This window comes from Microcoleus sp. PH2017_09_SFU_O_A, from assembly GCF_020738625.1.
Classification (GTDB): Bacteria; Cyanobacteriota; Cyanobacteriia; order Cyanobacteriales; family Microcoleaceae; genus Microcoleus.
In genome coordinates, this window is the sequence record NZ_JAEQCF010000007.1 from 126,298 (window position 1) to 148,873 (window position 22,576).

The 22,576-nt window shown below is 45.7% G+C and carries 15 protein-coding genes and 1 tRNA gene; 7 read left to right on the forward strand and 9 right to left on the reverse strand.

The features are described from left to right. Positions 1-56 precede the first annotated feature (56 nt). Complete coding sequence (locus JGK16_RS04955) at positions 57-1,493, reverse strand: response regulator (RefSeq protein WP_293175653.1); 1,437 nt, start codon at positions 1,491-1,493, stop codon at positions 57-59. Then, complete coding sequence (locus tag JGK16_RS04960) at positions 1,486-4,350, reverse strand: hybrid sensor histidine kinase/response regulator (RefSeq protein WP_293189782.1); 2,865 nt, start codon at positions 4,348-4,350, stop codon at positions 1,486-1,488. Before JGK16_RS04960 ends, JGK16_RS04955 begins: the two co-directional genes overlap by 8 nt. A 367-nt stretch (positions 4,351-4,717) precedes the next feature. Between JGK16_RS04960 and JGK16_RS04965 the strand changes: the two genes are divergently transcribed. Beyond that, a tRNA-Arg gene (locus tag JGK16_RS04965) sits at positions 4,718-4,790 on the forward strand. A 273-nt stretch (positions 4,791-5,063) separates the two neighbouring features. On the opposite strand, the gene kaiC is transcribed toward JGK16_RS04965, so the two are convergent. The 4 genes from kaiC to JGK16_RS04985 form a co-directional block, all read right to left on the reverse strand. Beyond that, positions 5,064-6,626, reverse strand: a complete 1,563-nt coding sequence (gene kaiC, locus JGK16_RS04970; protein ID WP_293175649.1) for a circadian clock protein KaiC — start codon at positions 6,624-6,626, stop codon at positions 5,064-5,066. 143 nt (positions 6,627-6,769) lie between these two features. Continuing rightward, a complete protein-coding gene (gene kaiB / locus JGK16_RS04975; protein ID WP_265233654.1) occupies positions 6,770-7,084 on the reverse strand; it encodes a circadian clock protein KaiB in 315 nt (104 codons plus the stop codon). A gap of 99 nt (positions 7,085-7,183) precedes the next feature. Continuing rightward, entirely contained in the window at positions 7,184-7,327 is a 144-nt protein-coding gene (locus tag JGK16_RS04980) for a hypothetical protein (protein WP_293189783.1), read from the reverse strand. Between the two features lie 230 nt (positions 7,328-7,557). Beyond that, complete coding sequence (locus JGK16_RS04985; protein WP_366034548.1) at positions 7,558-8,613, reverse strand: circadian clock protein KaiA; 1,056 nt, start codon at positions 8,611-8,613, stop codon at positions 7,558-7,560. Positions 8,614-8,918: 305 nt separating this feature from the next. Here JGK16_RS04985 and JGK16_RS04990 point away from each other — a divergent pair, with 305 nt between their 5' ends. From JGK16_RS04990 to JGK16_RS05000, 3 genes are all read left to right on the forward strand, one after another. Beyond that, positions 8,919-12,155: a hybrid sensor histidine kinase/response regulator gene (locus JGK16_RS04990; protein WP_293189785.1), complete on the forward strand. Its 3,237-nt coding sequence runs from the start codon at positions 8,919-8,921 to the stop codon at positions 12,153-12,155. Between the two features lie 736 nt (positions 12,156-12,891). After that, the gene (locus tag JGK16_RS04995; RefSeq protein ID WP_293175643.1) at positions 12,892-13,767 is read left to right on the forward strand and encodes a tetratricopeptide repeat protein; all 876 of its coding nucleotides are present in this window, start codon (positions 12,892-12,894) and stop codon (positions 13,765-13,767) included. A 420-nt stretch (positions 13,768-14,187) separates the two neighbouring features. Continuing rightward, complete coding sequence (locus JGK16_RS05000; RefSeq protein ID WP_293189787.1) at positions 14,188-15,402, forward strand: glutathione S-transferase family protein; 1,215 nt, start codon at positions 14,188-14,190, stop codon at positions 15,400-15,402. Between the two features lie 260 nt (positions 15,403-15,662). Here the strand turns inward: JGK16_RS05000 and JGK16_RS05005 are convergent, their stop codons facing one another. Further along, the gene (locus JGK16_RS05005; RefSeq protein ID WP_293189789.1) at positions 15,663-16,136 is read right to left on the reverse strand and encodes a hypothetical protein; all 474 of its coding nucleotides are present in this window, start codon (positions 16,134-16,136) and stop codon (positions 15,663-15,665) included. A 296-nt stretch (positions 16,137-16,432) separates the two neighbouring features. On the opposite strand from JGK16_RS05005, the gene JGK16_RS05010 reads away from it, so the two are divergent. Continuing rightward, a complete protein-coding gene (locus JGK16_RS05010; RefSeq protein WP_293175639.1) occupies positions 16,433-16,651 on the forward strand; it encodes a helix-turn-helix transcriptional regulator in 219 nt (72 codons plus the stop codon). Here the strand turns inward: JGK16_RS05010 and JGK16_RS05015 are convergent. Together JGK16_RS05015 and JGK16_RS05020 are read right to left on the reverse strand one after the other, a co-directional pair. Then, positions 16,638-16,838, reverse strand: a complete 201-nt coding sequence (locus tag JGK16_RS05015; protein ID WP_293175637.1) for a hypothetical protein — start codon at positions 16,836-16,838, stop codon at positions 16,638-16,640. The two genes, JGK16_RS05010 and JGK16_RS05015, sit on opposite strands and share 14 nt — an antisense overlap. A 475-nt stretch (positions 16,839-17,313) precedes the next feature. Beyond that, positions 17,314-18,927, reverse strand: a complete 1,614-nt coding sequence (locus tag JGK16_RS05020; protein ID WP_293175635.1) for a radical SAM protein — start codon at positions 18,925-18,927, stop codon at positions 17,314-17,316. Positions 18,928-19,263: 336 nt separating this feature from the next. On the opposite strand from JGK16_RS05020, the gene JGK16_RS05025 reads away from it, so the two are divergent. Further along, the gene (locus JGK16_RS05025) at positions 19,264-20,826 is read left to right on the forward strand and encodes a DUF1800 domain-containing protein (RefSeq protein ID WP_293189791.1); all 1,563 of its coding nucleotides are present in this window, start codon (positions 19,264-19,266) and stop codon (positions 20,824-20,826) included. A gap of 428 nt (positions 20,827-21,254) precedes the next feature. Further along, complete coding sequence (locus tag JGK16_RS05030; RefSeq protein WP_293189792.1) at positions 21,255-22,493, forward strand: DUF1501 domain-containing protein; 1,239 nt, start codon at positions 21,255-21,257, stop codon at positions 22,491-22,493. The last annotated feature ends 83 nt before the right edge of the window (positions 22,494-22,576 follow it).

Genomic DNA, 22,576 nt, shown 5'->3' on the forward strand with positions numbered 1-22,576 from the left:
ATTCCGCGCGCCTAGACTGCAAATTTTTAGCCCCAGATTTCAGTCTGGTGTTTTACCTACTCAATTAAATTAATCGGCAAAGACACTGTAAATGCAGTTTGACCGGGCACTGACTCCACATCAATTGTACCCTGATGTTTTTTAATGATTTTTTTGACAATATCCAATCCTAATCCGCTGCCTTCTCCCGCTGGTTTGGTCGTAAAAAACGGCTCAAAAATTTTCGGCAAAATCTCCGGTGAAATTCCAGCGCCACTGTCGGTAATTTTTACGGCAAAGTTGGTATCTTGCTGCAAGGCGTCAATTGTTAAAGTTCCTTGATTGTCCATCGCTTGTAAGGCATTGTGAATTAAATTTGTCCAAACTTGATTGAGTTCGTCTGGATAACACAATACCGGAGGCAATTGAGCTTGATAGTTTCTGACGATTTCTACACCTTGTTTTAGCTGGTTCTGATAAAGAGTTAATACAGTTTCAATTCCATCAGTGATATTCACTTCTAGTTTATCCCCATGCACATCGTAACGCGCATAATTTTTGAGAGCAAAAACGACTTTTGCAGCGCGTTCTGTAGCGGTAGCGATGGTTCTGGCGCTTTTTTGAATACTAGCAAAATCGTAGGCGGTTTTGATAATATTTTCGCTGTCAGGGTCTTTGAGCAACGGCACGAATTCTTGCACATTTCCTTGCAATCCGATATTGACTAAAATGCTAGCAAGGCTGTCAGCATTATCAATCCCTTCCGCATCTAGTTGCTGCTTCACGCCTCTTTTAAATTCCCGTTTTTCTCGCGTAGATAAAGAGTAAGTTTGTTGGCGGGAACTGTACATTAAACTCAAAAAATCGTGCTGGCGTTCGGCAGACAGTTCTTTAAAAAAAACTGGCAAACTGTCGAGATTGTTATCCAAAAAGCCGGTAATATTCCCAATAGACGATCGAATCGCCCCTAGCGGCGTATTAATTTCGTGAGCAATGCCTGCAATCAGTTGCCCTAAGGCAGCCATTTTTTCCGATTGAACTAATTGCTCCTGAGTTGCTTGCAGTTGCTCTAAAGTGATTGTCAGTTCATCGTTTTTCTGTTTGAGTTTTTTTTGCAACTGGCACATTGCTAAATGGGTTTCTACTCTAACTAGCACCTCTTCCATCTGAAAGGGTTTGGTAATATAATCTACTCCGCCTACAGCAAAAGCTTTAACCTTATCTAGTACGTCATTTATCGCGCTGATAAAAATCACCGGAATGTCGCGAGTGCGTTCATCAGCTTTGATTTTTTCGCAAACTTCATACCCGTTCATTTCGGGCATCATAATATCCAGCAAAATCAAATCGGGAGGCATACCTTGTGCGGCCGAAAGTGCTAACTCGCCGCTCGGTACGGGGCGGACTTTATAGCCCTTGCCATTCAAAATTCCGGCTAGCAGTCGCAAATTCGCTGGGGTATCGTCCACTACTAAAATATTACCGGGAGGGGTACTAGGAATGTCATTATTCATGTGAGCTTGCTTGAGAGATTAACTTTAAAACTTTGTCGTACTCGAAATTTTCTATACAATTGGCGATCGCAGCAGCAGTTACTGTATCCTTTAATCTAATTTGGTCGATCGAACTCTCAATGAAATCCATATCCACTTTTAGTATGGCCAGCTTTAAATCAGCTACCAGCGACTCAGGCAATTTAAGGAAGTCAGCCGCAGTCATTTCGCGATCGCGCTCTTTGACTGCCGATGAGTTAGCTTGCCCCGGATCTTCATAAATATAGCGTACTCCGATATGTTTGTGCATAGCATCGAAAATATCGGCTTCCCGGAAAGGTTTCCGCATAAAAGCATCGCAGCCCGCCGACAAAATTACAGCCCGTTCTTCCTCCAAAACGCTCGCAGTCAGCGCAATAATAGCAGTAGCTTGACCTTTAATAGTGCCTTTAATGTATTGTGTTGCTTCGTAGCCGTCCATCACGGGCATTCTCATGTCCATCCAAATTAAATGCGGCTCCCAATTGTCCCAAATCTCAATAGCTTCTTGACCGTTAGTAGCTTCTTTCAGTTCAAAACCCAGAGGATTGAGAAGCTTAATCAACAGTTGGCGGTTGAGCAGTTTATCATCTACTATCAAAATTCGATAGGGGTGTTGGTTGGGTTCCAAGGCAATCACATTGCGAGTTTGTTTTGGGATAGAAATATCAGCCGCCTCCACCGCAATAACTTGAATATCAAACTGAAAATTAGTGCCCTTCCCAACAGCAGAATTGACGCTGATTTCGCCACCCATTAATTCCACAAATTTGCGGCTGATTGGCAATCCCAAGCCTGTACCTTCTTGGGAATCTTTGCCTGTCTGGGTTTGCACGAAAGCTTCAAAAAGATTGTCTAATTCATTGGCAGCAATACCTGGGCCAGTATCTTCGACTTCAAAATGAATAAAGAAGGATGAGGCAGAAGTTGAACCGTCATTGTGGCTTTTATAACTCGCATTTTCTGACAAAGTTAAATGTGGAGATTTAATGTTATTACTGACCTCAATTCCTGTATTTTTGTAGGTTTTTGATACAAGATTATTTACTGATTCTTTCTCTCGGTCTTGGCTGATTAAATGCTTGCTAGCTCTGACACAAACACCGCCATATTCTGTGAATTTAAGAGCGTTATTTAGCAAATTAATTAATATTTGCCGCAATTTTAACTCGTCAGTTTCTACGTATTGCGGTAAGTCGGGACTGCGATCGAAAACTAACTGCAAATGCTTGTCGTCTGCTTTGAGTTGAAACATATCGTCCAAGTCGTGTAGCAGGCGATAGAGGTCGAATTTTTTGGGATTGAGGGTGGTGCGCCCCGATTCAATTTTAGATAAATCGAGCACGTTATTAATCAGGGTGAGCAGGTGTTCTCCGCTGCTGCTAATTATGCTAAGATTTTCTTGGTGTTCTCGGGATAGGGTTTGGCTGCGAGTCATCAGTTGGGAAAAGCCGAGAATTGCATTGAGGGGCGATCGCAATTCGTGACTCATGTTAGCCAGAAAGGCACTTTTAGCTTGATTGGCTACTTCCGCCTTGTCCTTGGCTACAGCCAATTCGGCAGTCCGCTCTTGCACTCGGTGTTCTAAAGTTGCAAAAGATTGTTGCAGTTGTTGAGCCATGCTGTTAAATGACTTGGCTAATTCTCCCAATTCGTCGGAACGTTCGCTTTCTACTGTGGTGTCCCATTCGCCTTTAGCAATATTTTTAGCTGCTGTATTTAAGCGCAAAATTGGATTTGTCACCCACCGAGAAGTCTGAATGCCGATAACTACAGCTATGGCTAAAGCTGCCAAACAAAGCCAAATTGTCATGCGAGTATTGGCATCGATTTGTTCGGTGAAATCTGCTTCAGGAACAACTACCACAATCAGCCAGTCCAAACCTTTGCCGTCTTGGAAAGGTAGGACTTTTACAAATTGTCGCTTGCCGTCTATTTCAAAATTTAAGATATAGGAAGTTTTAATTTCCTTTAATTCCCGAAAACGAGCTGCTACATATTTAGCTGTAGCTTGAGTCGAGGGGTCAACACTCTCTTCTGCTTTAAACAGTTCTTTTTTATTATCTTTGGTACGGAATGGTTGTTCGGCTGTTGAAGTTGCGAGTAACGTACCATTTCTTTCGACAATAAATGCTTGACCGGATTTGCCGATCTTGAGACTGTTTAAAAATATTCCAATATGGTCGAGACGCAAAGCAGCAATTAATACTCCTTCTAGCTGGTTGTTATCGTATACAGGTTGGAGTGCGCTGAGTATTAATGTTGGTTCAAGAAACGAAATATAAACTGAGCTCCAAGTTGGTTTGCCGACATTAGCTGCATTTTGGTACGAAGGATGTTCGCGGATGTCAAATTTTTTGACCATTGCTGCTACGGTAGTGCGATCGCCTGTATTGTTACTATTGTATGAATAAAAATCAAAGCCAGTAGATTTGCCTGACATATTAATCATGAGAGGGCCAGTTGAGAGTTTTTCTCCGGTTCTATAGTCTCCCTTGTTGTTAGCAATAGATGTAAAATTTATATAAGGATATAATTGTACTTGTCGCCAAAGATATTTCTCCCAATCTGATAAATTTTCCATGTTTAACAAGCCCAGTTTGACAGTATCGAGCTTGCTTTGATTGATTTGATGGGGAGTAGTCAGGTAAACTTGCAGGTTTTGCTCGACACGCAAACTCACCTCGCTCATTAACTGAGTGGCAAGATTATTAACTGCTTTTTGTCCGTTTCTAAAGGAGAGATATCCTACGAGTCCCACGGCTGCGACGATTTGCAGCACAAATGGAACTATGAGAACAGTTCTCAGCGATAATTTATCTAACATTTTATCAATCATAAGATTCAGAGGTTTGGTGAACTTAGCCTAGAACCGTTCTTGGAGAGCTTATCTTAACAGCAGCGCCATCTACTACCTACTAGCTAGAGGAAATTGATGCGGGCTGTATTAGCTGTGGTAGACGCTGAACCGCGATCGAATGTGAGCCTAATCTTTGCTTAGATTAAAGTATATTATTTTACCCATTGTCCTATTATTTTGAGGATAATTGTCAAAATTTGCCGTCTCAGGCTGCGAGAAGTGCCTGATACACGATACGCGCGGGCGAGTAGAACCCGCATCGGCCCAGCGGTTTGGAGAGGGTCGATCGAATTTGCTCGATCGACTAGCCATTTTCGACAAGACGTGTTATACTCGAAAAAGTCGAGGGCACGTAGCTCAGTGGATAGAGCATCAGGTTCCGGTCCTGAGGGTCGGGGGTTCAAATCCCTCCGTGCTCACTGAAATTAATAAAAAGATCGATCGTTCGCGATCGATCTTTTTTATGACCAATGTTCAACAGTTGACAGTTGACAGTTGACAGTTGACAGTTGACAGTTGGAGAGCGACCTCTACCCAGAAGGATGAGGATTGGAGTAATGAATAGTCTGATTTTAATTTCTCCCGGGCTTGGGGCTTTCAATCAATTATTTCTGGTAAAGGAGTTCTGGCTGTGCGGGCGATTTCAGAACACAGCAGCGCGCACCGCACACCCTACAACAGACTGCCGATTGTCAAATATCGTCATCGTTTTGACCTTGCACGCCCTGGAGAATCCGCGATAACTCACTCTTCTCATTAACCGAAATCCGAGTTGGAGAACCGCTGATTATCCGTTCGTAGCCACGGAACGAATCTTTAATTTGTGGGCCTCTTTCAGTAATCGTGTATTCTCGAATTCCTTTGTCGTGCCACGAACCGCGCATCTTAAACACATTAATTGCCCGCGACATTTCGCCTCGAATCTCTACATACTGAAGCATGATAATCGTGTCAGTAATTGTAGAAATATGGGAGTCCGTAATCGAATGAGAACCCATAAACTGGTCGCTGGTATTCGTAAAAAAGCCGGTGATTTCTTCCTGCTTCGCAAAACCAGTCACCCCAATCACAAATTGTCTGAAAGCATTATTGCTGACACCCCTAGCTAGGGCTGAAAGCGAGTCTATGGCAATTCGAGAAGGTTTGAACTCAGCAATTTCTGATTTAATCGTCTGCAAGTGGTCTTCCAAGCCCGCAGATTCGGGGTAAGTACACAGCAGCTTCAGCAGTCCTTTGTGTTCCATTTCCTCAAAATCAATGCCCCAAGAATAAGCATTGCGGAACAACTGAGCTCGCGACTCTTCATAGGCAAAAAGTAGTGCCCGATTGCCGTTCATACAAGCATTCTGCAAGAACTTGCTTACCAACAGCGTTTTGCCGGTTCCCGTCGCACCGGTAGCCAAAATAATCGAGTCTTTAAAGAAACCGCCGCCGCACATCTCGTCGAGAGTTTTATCGCCGGAAGAAACCCGCACGTTAGAAGACTTTTGAGTTAATCGCATGGCCCCCAAGGGGAAAATATTAATACCATCATTGGTCATAGTAAAAGGATATTCACCCTTCATGTGAGTTGTACCGCGCAACTTCAAAATTTCGATGGTGCGGCGGCGGCGTTCGCCTTCCAAGACGTTGCGAACAATCACGACATTATCCGACACAAACTCTTCCACTCCAAACCGCGCCACCGGGCCGTATTCTTCAACCCGTTCGGTAGTCATAACTGTAGTTGCGCCTACTTGTTTGAGGCGCGCAACTAAGCGAAAGATTTCTCGGCGCACCACAGATGCAGCTTCGTACTGCTGAAATACGGCTGTTACTGAATCTATAGAAACGCGCTTGGCTTTGTACTTGCGAATGGCGTACTGAATTCGCTCGATTAAAGCAGATAAATCAAAGTTTCCCACAATATCCTGACCTTCTGGATCGGGGGAAGCATCTAAAATAAATAGCTTGCCTTCATCTATTAGCCGTGCCAAATCCCAACCGAAACTGCAAGCATTTTTAATAATATCTGTCGGAGATTCTTCAAAAGTTACGAGGACTCCAGGTTCGTCAAAATGGATGATTCCGTTATATATAAATTGTACGGCAAATAAAGTTTTTCCCGTTCCTGACGTGCCGCTGACTAGGGTGGTTCTGCCGATCGGCATTCCGCCGTGACTGATGTCATCGAAACCCTCAATCATCGTGCGAATCTTTTCAACGCCTGCCGTTACCAATCCTTCTGGTTGCACCGTTTGACTAATTTCATTCATGTCGATTTTTGTCAACTCTCAGTATTCTTTATTTCTCACTCATTAACCCAGCCCATGAGTCTTTATACCCAGCTTGTAATTTGGGTTCTTGCTCAATAACTAATGACTGCTGACTGCGGATCAATGACTGTCTTCTGATTATCTTATGAATTCAGGTCTTCTTCGCGAAGTTCTTCATAGAGCAAATCTAATCCTATCAGAACTTTCTCGCGATCGGACAAATCGCCGATAATTTTTCGCACCGGCGGCGGCAGGATTTTCGCCAGGGTGGGGGTTGCTAGAATTTTGTCCTCTTCTGCTAGCTGAGGATTTTTGAGAACGTCTATGACTTTCAGGGCGTAGACTCCTTGAAATTCCTGTTCTAGGATGTCTTTTAGGGTTTTCAAAGCTCGCACTGAGTTGGGAGTGTTCCCGGCAACGTACAGCTTCAGAATGTAGGTTTTCTTCAGAGGACTCATGAACTTTTTTAAATGTTGAGTGTTAGTTGTCAGATGTTAGTTGTAGTTGTTATTGGTCTTGAATCCGCTGTTCTTTGTTATTTTATAATAATTTCAGCGTCACGATCGCGCTGCCGACTGTCTTCTCCTTTCTAGTTTGTTAAATTTTTCCTTGCTTCTTGCTTTTTGCTTCTTGCTTTTGCCAGAAAGAATTGGTTGAAAGCCGGAACCCTTGTAGGGAGAAATTAAAATCAGACTATTCATTACTCGAATCCTCGGACTTCCAGGTAGATGTCGCCCTCATCCCTTCGACTGCACTTGGGGGGCAAGCTGTCAACTGTCAACTGTCAAACGATTTTGGATTTTGGATTTTGGATTTTCGATTGGGGATTGAAGATTTTTAATTGTCAACTGTCAACTGTCAACTCTTCCTTCTTCCTTCTTGCTTCTTCCTTCTTCCTTCTTCCTTCGTGACAACTGTCAACTGTCAACTGTCAACTGTCAACTGTCAACTGAACTTGAGATGTTTCTTTGGGAATCGATCGCCTGTACATCTCGCATAGATGAGCGATCGCGTCAATCAGAGTCAAGCGGTAATCGAGCAATATTTCCTCGCTGCGGCCTTCTAATTTTAGCTGTTTAGCAAATTCGTCCATCAATTCCATGTGAATTTCTACAACTTGAGTCACGGGAACATCGGCAAAAAAAGCTAAATTTACAAATTCATCTATTTGATTGTTGACCGCAGTATCTTCATCAAAATAATTTAAAACGATGTCGCGATAACTTGACTTGAGTTGCTCCAAAAACTTTTGCTTCTCTTCTCCCGAAAGATTTCGTAAAAAAATCTGAGAATTTCTTTTATAATACACACCTAAGTATCCTAATCGCTCCCGTAATTTTTCCGCAAGTCGGCGCTGCTGTCGTTGGAGTAAACTTTGAGCAGTCAATTGGGCCGTGGCATCGACCCTTGCGGATTGGTCATTGACAGGAACCGGAGTTGAAAGTTTCAGAAATTGTGCGATCGCCCGATCGATACTTGTACCTAGGTCGCTCGATCTCGCGATTGGTAGTTGCACCTCAGCCGGGTGATAAAAAAAAGCACAACTTTTTTGATCTTGACTCTTCTCGGCGGTACTCGCCGCGCCCTCCAAAGCATCTGAGGGTGGTGCTTCTTGGCTGCCATCCCCTGCCGGCTGGGGCAAAAAAAACACAGCAGGTAAAAAGAGCGATCGTTCTTGCAGCTTGCTCAAAAGCAATTGCAAATCCCTATCTACGTCATCTACGTCAAAAACCAAACAATCGAGGTGGTAATTGTGCTTGAGGAATCCCAAAAACTCCACCGCCGATTTAATGTGCGTTAACGTATAGCGTTCCCCGCTCAAAAGCTCGATCGCATCGCTGGCATTTTTTTCAGAGCGGATAAAAATACCGATCGACAGTTGGGGCAGCAAACCTCTAGGTGAACTACCCAAGTTGCCCGAAAGTGCTGGATCGCTCAGAGTTGATATCTCCTTATATAATAAAATACTTAACATTTTAACAATCATTTAAACATTTATTGTAACCAATCTTAACTGCAAAATATGGCGATCGGCTTTTAGCAGCGGGATCGTCAGAGTGTACTTATTGGCAGATGTGTCAAGCACCCCTATCCTGATTTCTGCAATTAAGCTTAAGGCTTAAAATAATTGGTAGTTGCCTCAAATCAGGTGCAGGCATCAAATTCGCAGGTCTCGGTGCAGATCCGGGGCTCGATCGAGAACTGGTATAAAACTAATAAGATACAAAAGATCGGCAGCTAGATTGGTATCAAAAATATTACTGCTATTGATAGCAGACTCTCAGGTTTGTTATGTCAACCACCAGCCCCAGTCTCAACAATTTTATCGAGCTAGTGCCCCTGTGCCTCCAAACGGCGGCGCTATCATCGCTACAGTCAATTTTCAGCCAGGGCAACTGCGATCGAATTGCAGTAGTCAACGAACAGCTACAACCCCTAGGATTAGTTTACCTGAGCCGCTTTTGGGTCTGGGCGATCGATCGCACAAACGACTGGGAGCAACCTTTGTCAGCAAGTTCGCTGCCGATCGAGCCGATCCGGGTAATCCCTGGGACTCTGAGCGTCAGCGAATTCTGGGAATATTTGCAAATAGAGGAACTTAACACCCCTGCGGAGTCTGGCCTTAGCGCCGGTGGTGGCTCCAAAAGCCCGATCGGCCTGACAGATGCCAGCGGGAAATTTTTAGGAATGCTAGAGTGTCAGAGCCTGCTGCAATTCGCCGCAGTTAACAGCAGCCTGAGGCCCGAAGCCACAGCAGTCAAAGAAATTGAATTAACCACGGTTTCCGCAGCCATCGCCACAGCCCTAGGATCTCAAGTGCGCTTCCTAGAAGCAGGATTGAAACCCTCGGAAAACCTCAACTCCCTAGTCCAACTCCTAGAAAAACTGCCCCTACCCCTGAGATTGCAAACTCCCACCGGCCAAATAGTCAGCCAAAACGCAGCGTGGCGGATTTTGCTGGGAGCTGGCCCAGATCCAGTTCCCGAACCAACAGCAAATTTGGGCAAACACTCGCCCCACAAACCAAGCCATGTAGCAACAGAATACAAGAGCGTTGAAGTAGATGCCGTCACATCTGAGTGCAGGAGCCTAGTAGGAGCAAGTCGATCGGGCGAGGGGCTGCGGGATAGCTTCGCCGCGCGTGATGGAACCGCAGCCACCAGTTGTCCGCTACCCCTGTACGCCGCCGCCTCCCCGTCTACCTTAACCGCTCCAGCTTGGTGTCCCACCGCCGGCAAACCAGATACATATATTTGTGACTGTCCCGTACAAACAGGTCAAGAACGGATCTGGCAATTTGTCAAACAGCCTCTCTCAAATCAACTAATTTTAGTAATGGGACAAGATGTCACCGAAGAACATTTAGTCGCCAAAGAACTAGCAGCAAAAAACGCAGATTTAATCCACCTCAACCGACTCAAAGACGAATTTTTGTCCTGCATCAGCCACGAACTAAAAACCCCTCTCACCGCCGTCCTCGGTTTGTCCAGCCTCCTCAAAGATAAATTGATCGGAGAACTCAACGATCGCCAAACACGCTACGCCAAACTAATCCATCAAAGCGGGCGGCATTTGATGACAATAGTGAACGACATTTTAGACTTGACCCGCATGGAAACCGGGCAGCTAGAACTAATTCCGGAACCAGTCGAAATAGCAGCCACCTGCAAAAGAGCCTTTGAACAAGCAAAACAACTGCAACAGCAAGAAGAAAAATCACCTTCCCAGCCCAGCCAAACCAAGGGCGAAGCTTCTCAAGAAGAACCACCTGTAAAAATTGAATTTACACTCGAAATAGAGCCGGGACTGAGCTATTTAATTGCCGACGAACTAAGGCTGCGGCAAATGCTCGTTAACTTGCTTTCCAACGCCCTAAAATTCACCGAAGCTGGCGGCAAAATAGGATTGAAAGTAAATGTTTGGGAAGGTTGGCTCGCCTTCACAGTTTGGGATACCGGCATCGGCATCCCGGCTGACAAACAGCACCTGATCTTTCAGAAATTTCAACAGCTTGAAAGCCCGCTCACCAGGCGCTTTCAAGGAACCGGACTGGGACTGGTACTGACTCAACGGCTCGCCCGTCTCCACGGCGGAGACGTTTCGTTTATTTCCTCAGAAAACCAAGGCTCTGAATTTACATTGTTGCTGCCCCCAAATCCTCCGGGAAATAGCGGGGAAGAATTCCCAGCACATACAGGGAACGAGGAAGAATTATTCAAACCAAAATATCAGATTCCGATCGCCAATTCTCGCTCTCGTTTAGTGTTAATAGTCGAAGCAGTTCCTAAATATATCGAAGATTTAAGCAAAGTCCTCTCTGGTTTGGGCTACCAAGTAATAGTCGCCCGTTCCGGCACCGAAGCGCTGGAAAAAGCTCGCAGGTTCAGTCCCGAAGCGATTTTCCTCAACCCGCTGCTGCCGCTGCTGTCCGGCTGGGACGTGCTGACGCTGCTGAAGAGCGATCCGGATACTCGATCGATTCCGGCGATCGTCACAGCCACCAGAGGCGAAAAAGAACGGGCTTCTGTCAACCGCGCCGAAGGCTTTTTGAGCTTGCCGGTGGAAGAAGCCGCTTTACGGCGGCTGTTGGCAGACTCGATCGGTCGCCCCGATGCCAGTACGAGCAAGGTCAGGAGTTCTTTAACCGTGTTGTGGCTCAGCCCGCAAAACAGTTCCTCTCAAGGTTCTGCTTTACTCCTCAACCCCAACTACTGCCGAGTTTTGGAAGCAGACGACCTCGGCCAAGCAGAACTCGTGGCGCGAATTTGGCGGCCCGATGCGATCGTCTTGGACAGTACCAGCCAACTGCAAAACCCCTTAGCTTTTATCGAACAGTTAAGTCTGTCTCGAAATTTGGGTGCTCTGCCCTTAGTGACTTTAGACCCCGTAACGACGCAACTAGCAAATCAAGTCAAAGGATTGTCGGTATTTCCCTGTTTGTCAGGCGGGAGTCCTGAAGGCAGTGAAACCTCAGGCACCGGGTTGGGGGCATCTGCCTTGTGGCAAGTGATTCAAGTAGCTGCGGGCATGAGTTGGAAGCCCAGCATTTTATTTGCTGACATTTTGACATTACCGGACTTGCACTGCACGACTCGGGTGAATCCGACGGGAGAATTGGCAAAGGGCGATCGATCGACCAAAGCCGAGATTCCCGTACCCCATGCCAAGTTTTCTACTCCCAACTTTCAAGCTTTGATTCAGTACATCCAAACGGCCGGCTTTCGAGGGGCGATCGCTCCCTGCTGGACAGAAGTTTTGCAGCAATTGCAATATCAAAGTGTGGACTTAGTGTTGCTGTGCTTGCGCGATACTCCCTCAGAATCGTCCGCGATGCTGCAAGCGCTATCGAACCTGCGGCAAATGGCTGTCAAACTGCCAATTTTAGTCTGGGACGATCGCTCTGCTGTAAATTCGGAATCGGAGGCGATCGACTTTCTGCTGCAAGAAGTATCTGCCAAAATTTTGCCTTCTTCCTTGTCAGCAGCACAATTGTTAGACAAAATTCAACAGACTTTATTAACTAAATAAAGTCGATTCATTCAATTGACAGTTAACAGTTGACAGTTGACAGTGACAAGCGAATTTCTGCATATGGTACCCGCCACGTGATTTATCCGTGGAATCAATCCCAAATCGAAAATCGAAAATCCTCTCTTCCCCCGAATTTATCCGTGGGGTCGCCTCTAAAATCAAAATCGATTGACCTTTGCCTGGAAGTAAGAGGATTGGAGTAATGAATAGTCTGATTTTAATTTCTCCCGATCGGGCGCAAGGGCTTTCAACCAATTCTTTCTGGTAAAAATGAATAAATTATATCGTTTCCGGTTGCATCGGAATTATATATTTGAATCGTTGAGCGTGCGAGCGTCACGAAGAGCGATTCAGGCCGCTCTTCGTGACGCTCGCACTACATAATTTCGATGCAACCGGATTTGATATTACCCATTTACCGTGAGAATTTCAGCGCTCTCGAAAGCAGTTAATAAAAAGTATTGCTTAGGAGTAAAAACAAATTCAGGAAACTATTTTAGGGAAAACCGCGCAGCGTTGCGAGTCAGGAAACAAGAAAACATCTGATTTTTGTAAAAAGGATTTTTTTATTGGAGTGCTGTCCCCGCTCGCTTAGTTAGATAAACCAGCGAGCCTCCCCGCTCGCACTATAAAATCAAAATTGAGCTGCTCCCAGAAACAATATCAAAAGTCAAAAATATGAGTTATTATAGGCGATCGAGAAACCATTATATTTTTTGCTGGGGCTGATAGCGTGCCTAATCGTCTTCCTCTAATATCTCTGTTACTCGCACTCGGTTTGTGGACAATGCCCAAGCCCGTTGCCTGTCAGGCACTCCTGCCTTACACCCTGCAAATCGACTCAGCCGGACTCGAACAGACAGCCTTGAGCCTTGCAGAACGAGCCGTTCAGCTAGCGAGACTCCAGCAGTTCCAACTCGCCGTCCCCAGCGCCGAACTCGCGACGCAGTTAGCCCCCAAGAATGCTCAAACTTGGACTTTGTTAGGCAGCTTGTACCTTCAAATCGAGCAGTTTGACAAAGGCATTGAAGCTTTAGGGCAAGCTCAATCTCTGTCGCCAGAAAATGCGTCAATTAAATTTGTCTTGGGAGAAGCTCACTTTCGGAAAGCGAACTACGAGAAAGCAGCCGAATACTTGCAAGCAGGGTTAAAAATAAAGCCCGACACTCCGGGCGCATTATTTGATTTAGGTAACGCTTTTTACAAGCTAAAGCAGTTCGATCGCGCGATCGCCCAATATGAAAAAGCCTTTGCTTTAGAAAAAAAACTCTGGCCCGCTATCAACAATATTGGATTAGTCAAATACGAAATGGGAGATATCGATAACGCCATCCGCCGCTGGCAAGAAGCGATCGCGATCGACGACAAAGCAGCAGAACCAATGCTAGCTCTAGCAGTAGCACTTTACACCAAAGGCGACAAAGAAAAAGGTTTATCCCTGGGAGAAGCCGCCCTGAAATTGGACAAACGCTATGCCACAGTAACTTTTCTCAAAGACAACCTCTGGGGCGATCGCTTGATTGCAGCCACCCAAAACTTCCTGGCAACTCCCCAAATTAAAGCAGCACTCGCCAAAATTCAAGACGCCCCACCATCTCCCCAATTGTAACTAGAATTCTAGTTAGGTTAGTCGTGAGGATGGAGAGTCCTAAAAGCATTTTTTAGCTGAGGAGCCGTGTAAAAATAACTTGATCAGGTGCATTGCTAAACTGTATTTAATTTAAAGGCTCCAATTAAAAAGTTACGCAACTTATTTTTACATGATTCCTGAGCAAAAATGTACTCTTGGATATGGATTCCAAGGCAGATCCTTAGAATCAGTTAATCCAATCTCCAATTTGAAATCTAAAATCTAAAATCCCAAGTCTAAAATAGTATTACCAAGAAGAATGGGTTTAAAGTTTAAAGCCTCCTCCTTTTAGGGGAAAATAAAACAAAATTATTCATTGCTCCAATCCTCTTCGTTTTATGGAGAGATAGCTGTCCCAGCTCAACTGTCAACTGTCAACTGTCAACTGTCAACTGAACTATGACATCTACTACGATGATCGCCACTCCCCTAACCTGGACACAACTAGAAGCCCTTACCGACTTTCAAGTCGATACAGTCAACGGCCCCACCAACTCTCAATCCCGCTTGCGCCTCTTCGGAAAAACCGAATCCGATGTGAGAGTCACCCTGTACCGCGACAATCATGGCTGGTGTCCCTATTGCCAAAAAATCTGGCTGTGGTTGGAAGAAAAACAAATTCCCTACCGCATTGAAAAAGTTACCATGTTCTGCTATGGGGCAAAAGAAAGTTGGTACAAGCGTAAAGTGCCGTCAGGAATGTTACCCGCGATCGAACTAGACGGCCGCATCATTACCGAAAGCGATGATATCTTAATCGCCCTCGAACAAGTCTTCGGCCCCTTGAGTTTGGGCATGAAAAACCCCGAAGTCCTTCCGCTGCGGCGCCTAGAGCGACTGCTGTTTAGAGCGTGGTGCTCTTGGCTGTGCTACCCGGCGAGTTCAACCGCAATAGAACAACACAACCGCAAGCAATTTATCAGCGTCGTCGCCGATGTCGAAGCAGCACTCGCGCGATCGCCCGGGCCATATTTTCTGGATGAGTTTGGCACTGCGGATGTAATTTTTACGCCCTACGTCGAACGGATGAATGCCAGTCTTTATTACTACAAGGGATATTCCATGCGGGAAGAAAACCCGCGCTTTGCTGACTGGTTTGCAGGGATGGAAAGTCGCCCCACCTATCGCGGCACTCAAAGCGACTTCCACACGCACGTCCACGATTTGCCACCTCAAATGGGCGGGTGCTATGAAAACGGTGAACCGCAGATGCTAGTCAACAAAACCCGCGTAGATAATGGGCCTTGGGCCGGACTCCCGGATGTCATGTATCCAGAACCGGAAACCTCCCGCGCTGAAGCACTCCAGCGCGTCATCAAACACCGCCACAAGATCGTTCAAGTCAACCCTGCTGATGACAACTTATTCGATGAGGCTTTGCGCTGTGCTTTAACTTTGATGGTGACTGGCGAAAGTTGTACGCCGCCGGTTGGTTCTGATGGGGCTTTGCGGTATTTGCGCGATCGGGTAAATGTGCCCCGCGATATGTCCATTTACGCGGCCAAACGGCTGAGGGAAAGCTTAGAGGAAACTGCCGCCCTCGTGGGTGACGGTCAAGGTGAGCCTATTCCCGTGAAGCACCGGCGAGATCAAGATCCGGCTAATTTTGTATAGGGGGGCGATCGGAATCAGGCGAAACGATCGTTGCTGCTGCTGGCGCAATGACTCACGCGCTTAGTTGGTGATGCAGGAGAATAATCGATCTGACGGGGTGACAGGTTGCCTGAAAATCAGACAGTCCGGCAATCCTAGACAAATCGCCTAAAAAAAGATAGGGCAAGAAAGCTTCGGGAGCATCTCAGTTTTGCATTTGTAGTGCTGTCCCCGCTCGCACTCAAAGAAAAAATGCTTTTTACCAAAATGAGATGCTCCCTTTAGAAACTTTCCATTAAGGTTTTTTCTTGAGCGTAAACATCGCGCAATTGTTGCAATGCTGAGGCAGAAATTACCAATTTAACTGTAGCGACTAATTTACCCCACTCGTGCAAGCTGTCAACTGAAACAGCGGCTTTGAAGTTGTACGTATAAAATTTAGTCCAAAATTCTGGTGCTTGGGTGCGTTTCCAGCGTTTGTACCAGCCGAGATAGTCTTGGGTGCAGGCCGGTTTTACTTCTAAGATTGGGGGGAAATCGGCGTAGCTGACGAATCTGCTGAGGCCTTTGGCGTGTACGTACACCATGTTGTGACAGCATTCGATTCGGTAAATTTGGTCGGGCGTGATGTTGAACAAAAGTGCTACGGTTTCTTCGGTGACAAATCTCGATCGCGGATTGACCATCAACGATTTGTGAATAATTTTTGAGGCGCCGATCGCTGACGACGATCTTAACTGATTCTCTAATATCATTGTAGTTGCATCTGGTGGTGGTAGCTCAGTCTATCTGCTAGGTGCGATCGACAGTAATTATCTCTCGGCATTAATTATAACGGGCGATCGCCTTTAGTTTCGTTGACTCTGCCGCCAAACGGATACAAGCGCCGATTTCTCCCGTAAGCGGCCCCAAATTTTAGACCAACGTTCCAGCTTCTAGATTCATCTTTAGAGTCAATCTAAAATCTAAAATCTAAAATCTAAAATCGAATGACCTGGGCGATCGCTTTTTGCTATATTATACTAAATCCAAAATTTTGTAAATAGTTTATATGAGTAAAGGTTTAGTCAGGTTGCGGGTTCGAGAGTTGGCGGCCGAGAAGGGATGGACGCTGAAGGAGGTTGCCCAGCGATCGGGCGTGGGGTACAGTACGATTAGCAATTATGCCCGCTCTCAGGGGATGGCGATGGTTGACTTTGCCGCAGTGTACAAGTTGGCCCGCACTTTTGACGTGATGATTGAGGATTTTGTGGTCATCATGGAAAAGTAGGTGCTGTTTGGCGATCGAGTTTTGATTGGGCGATCGACCTTTTGGTGGAAATTATAGCAGTTTTAAATGCGATCGACAATTGCCCCGAAATTCGGACACGGCAGTGCCGTTTCCCTGCGGGAAATTTGACGATCAAAGCAACAGTAATTGTAGGGTGTGGATCCTGCGAAGAATCCCTAACTTGCATATCGAAAATCTCAAAGATCCGCACCTCTGCACTCGCCAGATCGCAAATAAAGTCGATCGCCTAAAATCAAACTAACCCCCTAGAGCCTGAAAATAGGATAACTGTCAAACTTTCTTTTGCATTCCGCCATTTCCTAACTCTTAAACTGCAAATACTCCATTTTAAAATCTAATACGGTTTACTTAAGATTGTCTTTCGAGAGGAACGAAGCAAACTGTATCTATTTTTCATGGGAGTTTCACGACTAGCAGTACATGAGTGAACCGTATTGCTTTATATATAAGAAAGAGCGCTGAAGCGCAACTACGTACCTTTATTATCTTAAGTGAACCGTATTGCTTTATATATAAGAAAGAGCGCTGAAGCGCAACTACGTACCATTATTGTCTTAAAATCTACATTTTTCCATGACAAATGCAATCGATTGAAATATCGAGAACCAGAAATATTGATTCCAAATCTAAAATCCAAAATCTCAAATCGAATGACTCATAGCCTCAGCCAAATGCTTCTTCAAAGTCGCTTCTGGTAAGGGCCCTTTTAAATGACTCCAAGGCAAAACCTGATTTAAATCCCACTCTTGGAAAACATAAAAATCCATTTCCGGTAACTCTCCCCGCAACTCCTTAAAAGCCCGCCGATAACTTCCCAAAGTATCTCCGTAGTGTCGCACTAATTCCAACAGCTTAGACAATCTGCGATCGCCCTTCGATAGCAAACCCTGAATCACAGACCAGTTATAGCTTTCAGGTCTAAATTCTAATCCCAACTTCCGCAATTCTTTATCTAAAAACTTCAGCCTCTTCTCTGCATCTTTATTCACACCAAACCACTGAAAAGGAGTATGAGATTTCGGGACAAAAGTGCTGCATCCCAGAGTCAAGCGCAAACCCGGAGCGGCTTTTCTAATCGCCTTCATCATCGCCACTGTCTCCTCCAAATCCTCCATCTCTTCGCCGGGGATTCCCGCCATACCGTAAAGCTTAATCCCTTTTAAGCCACCAGCCTTAGCATTAATAGCAGCTTGAATAATTTCATCGTTAGTGAGTTTTTTATTCACAATCTTGCGAACTTGTTCGCTACCACTTTCCACCGCAATCGTCACAGACTTGCTATCTCTGTTTGTCAATATTTCCGCTAACTTAACTGTCACCGTGTTCGTGCGTACCGAAGAAAGACTCAGCCGCACTCCGTCGTATTTCGGATGGTTTAAATGCTCCAGCAATGCTTCAAATTCTGGGTGCTGAGTCACAGAAGCACCCAACAAACCCAAACGATTAGTCACAGCTAAACCGCGATCGATCGCCGGAATTAGCGAATCCTCCAAACTCGCAGTTCTAAATGGTAAAGTGAGATAACTTGCCAAACAGAAACGGCACATTTCTGGGCAACTCCGCACCACTTCCACCATATAAATATTTTCCCAAGCCGCTTTTTCTGTCACTACAGTAGAAGCAGACAAAGTATTGCCGCGATAAGTCTGTTTTTCCACCATACTAGGAATTTCAGAATCCACAGGATGAATCGATTTAATCCCCTCCGTGGCATCCAAATAAGTTACTTCGTACAAACTGGGAACGTAAACCCCAGGAACTTGCGCTAAATGCCGCAATTTAGTTTGTCTGTCGGCACTACGAACTTCTTTACAAGCATCAATAAAATTATCAATGAGATGTTCGCCATCTCCCAGCAAAATTACATCAAAAAATTCTGCAAAAGGTTCGGGATTCGCGGTAAGAACCGGGCCACCACCAAATACTATTGGATGATTGTCAGTTCTTTTTGATGCCCAAATCGGAATTTCTAGAGATTCCAATAAATTGAGAATGTTTACATAATCGAGTTCCCAAGAAAGCGAGAATCCCAGCAATTCTGGATGTCGGGGAAGTGGTTCGTTGATATCAGTAAATAAACGGCTGACTTCAATATCCGATCGCACGGCCAAAGTTGCCCACACTATCTGATAGCCGAGACTGGTAATCCCAACCGTGTACTCGTTGGGAAATGCAAAAATAGTCGGAATAGCATCAGCATCGGGGGTTGCTGGGGCAAATAGCAGGCGTTCTTCGGCAAATGGATTAGGGGTCACTGGCAAGTTTAGCTTTAGGAAAATAATATCTGTTTCTTTTCTAATTTTATGCTATGGACTGACCGCCGGACAGCGATCGCCTGCGGAGATACGGATAATAAATTTGTGTCATCCGCGTATCCATGTTGGGCGTTGATGACTAACAACCGTAGGAGTTACGCACTCGCCCACAAAGAAACCGGGTTTTTTTAACTCTTATTGAGAGTTTTAAGCAAGTATTGGTTAAAAAATCCGGTTTTCCATCGCCAGTGCCGAAATCCTAAACTATTGAACCTTTTTGCCGCCCAACCAGTCTAAGGCATACAGAATTAACCAATAGTTCCCCCAGCAGCTACTATGAAACTGAAACTCAAACATGGGGCATTATTTCTCTACTTGTGGCTGTGCCCGATCGCCTCCAGCAGCGCCGCCAGTCCCCCCGACAATTCCAAAATTCTGCATCTCCTCAACCGCATTAGTTTTGGCCCGCGATTGGGCGATATCGAAAAAGTGCGATCGCACGGCACAGAAAATTACATCCAACAGCAACTCTCCCCAGAAACCATCCCCGAACCTCAGAACCTTACCTCTCGCATCAACAGGTTAGAAACCCTGCAAAAAACACCAGCAGAACTCTTTGTCGAATACGGTGTCCGCCGATCGCAAAACGGTCAAAAACCAACACCAGAAGCAATCAGAGCCGCCAGCATCAAGGCTCGGATAATTCTCCAAGAAGCAGTTAAAGCTCGTTTATTGCGATCGGCAGAAAGTCCCCGCCAATTGCAAGAAGTTATGGTGGATTTTTGGTACAATCACTTTAATGTTTACTCAGATAAAGGATTAAATAAACTCTGGGTAGGAGCCTACGAACAAGAAGCAATTAGACCCTACGCTCTGGGAAAATTCCGGGACTTGCTAGGTGCAACTTCCCGTCATCCTGCCATGTTGTATTATTTAGATAATTGGCAAAATACCGATCCAAAAAGTATCGGAGCCAAAGGCGGATTTCGGGGATTAAATGAGAATTATGCGCGGGAGTTAATGGAGCTGCATACCTTAGGCGTCAATGGGGGTTATACGCAACAAGATGTTATCGCATTAGCTCGCATTTTTACAGGCTGGGGATTTGGGCCGCGACCATCTGAAAAGGACGGTTACAGCTTTTATTTTGATGCCAAACGCCATGATTTTAGCGATAAAATATTTCTCGGGAAAACTATCAAAGGTTCGGGCGAAACCGAGGGAAAACAAGCTTTAACTATTTTAGCCAAAAGCCCAGCCACAGCCAAACACGTCAGTTATAAATTAGCTCAATATTTTGTGGCTGACAGCCCGCCAAATGCGTTAGTCGATCGCCTCAGCCAGCGCTTTCTCGAAACTGATGGAGATATCCGCGAAGTCTTAAATACTTTGTTCCGCAGCCGAGAATTCTGGGATAAAAAAAATTACAGCGCTAAGTTTAAAACTCCCTACCAATACGTTATATCGGCGGTGCGATCGACAAATAAGACAGTAGAAAATTTTCAACCGCTGTACACAACTTTGCTACAGCTAGGAATGGCACCTTACGGCTGCCCAACTCCCGACGGTTACAAGAATACTCAAGATGCTTGGCTGAATCCAGATGCGATCGCCCGTCGGTTGAGTTTTGTCACGGCTTTGGCCACCAATCCCTTGTATTTAAACTCTCCTCCCGCTGACAACAATCAGTCGGGATGGATGTTACCTGCGATCGCAACTCCTTCTAACTCCTCTTTGCCAATGGGCCCGAGAAATAGCAACCAGTTAATAGATCCGTCGCAGTTAGCTAATATTTTGGGGAATGATTTCTCGGCGAATACCAAAAGTGCGATCGCCTCCAGTCCGGCTAATTTACGCCCCGCTTTGATTTTGGGCAGTCCAGAATTTATGCGCCGATAAAAGAAGGAAGAAGGAAGAAGGAAGAAGGAAGAAGGAAGAAGGAAGAGGGAAGAAGGAAGAAGGAAGAAGGAAGGGAGCATCTCAGTTTTGCATTTATAGTGCTGTCGAGAACTCGCGTGGGTGTATAAGCACGCGAGCGGGGACAGCACTACAATAAAAAATGCTTCTTGTAAAACTGAGATGCTCCCAGAGGGAAGAGCGTTAGCACTTTAACTTCCAATTACCAATTCCCAATTACCAATTCCCAATTACCAATTACCAATTACCAATTCCCAATTACCAATTCCCAATTACCAATTCCCAATTACCAATTACCAATTACCAATTCCCAATTACCAATTACCCATTACCCATTACCCATTACCCATTACCCATTACCCATTACCCATTACCCATTACCCATTACCCATTACCCATTACCCATTACCATGAACAGACGCCAATTTTTAATCCAAACCGGATTGCTTTCAACTTCGACAATTATGTCTGTCGGACTCCACGGTTTAGCCGTGAAAGCCGCCGCACCCAAGAACAGCAAACGATTAATTGTCATCTTTTTGCGCGGCGCAGTCGATGGCTTAAACGTAATTGTTCCCTACCAAGAAGCGAATTACTATCAATCTCGACCCAAAATAGCTATCCCAAAACCGGGGCTGCAAGGCGGTGCGATCGACCTTGACGGCCGTTTTGGACTCCACCCCGCACTCAGCGCGATCGCCCCGCTGTGGCAGCAAGGAACCCTCGCATTTGCCCACGCTTGCGGTTCTCCCGATCCCACCCGATCGCACTTTGAGGCGCAAGACTACATGGAAAGTGGCACTCCCGGCAAAAACAAGACCCCCGACGGCTGGATGAACCGCCTGCTGTCAGTCATATCCGCCAATTCCCCCGTCCAAGCCCTGAATGGTGGCACCTCCACACCCCGCATCCTGTCGGGAAAAATGGCAGTTGCCAGCTTTAGACTAGGTAAAAATGCCAGCCGCCCGATCGCCATTGACAAACCCCAAATCGGTACCGCATTCGATCGACTTTACAGCGATAGCGACCAACTAGGTCAAGCATACCGAGAAAGTCGCGCCGCCCGCCAAACCCTGCTGGCTAACTTAGATGCAGAAATGAAAGCCGCCAATAACGGCGCACCCTTAGCCGATGGTTTCCCCGGCGACGCGACGCAATTGGGGCGGCTGATGGCGAGAGACTCCAGCATTCAGCTAGCTTTCCTCGCCCTCGGAGGCTGGGATACCCACATCAATCAAGGAAGTTCCCAAGGCCAATTAGCCGCAAGATTGCGCCCTCTGGGACAGGGTTTAGCGAATTTGGTGCAGGGATTGGGTGATGTTTACTCCGAAAGTGCGATCGTAGTTATCTCAGAATTCGGCCGCACTGTGCGCGAAAATGGCAACGGCGGCACGGATCACGGACACGGAAATGCGATGTGGCTTTTGGGTGGTAATATTAAGGGCGGCAAAGTTTATGGCGAGTGGCCGGGATTGGATGAAAGTCAGTTGTATCAAAAGCGCGATTTAGCCGTGACGACGGATTTTCGAGATGTAATTGCGACTTTGTTGCAGAGTCATTTACGGCTGGATGGGGAAAAGGTCGATCGAGTTTTTCCCGGTTATAAATCAAATCGAATCGTTGGGTTAGTTTCAACAGTTGACAGTTGACAGTTGACAATTGACAGTTTGATAGCGACCTCTACCCTTAAGTTCGAGGATTGGAATAATGAATAGTCTGATTTTAATTTCTC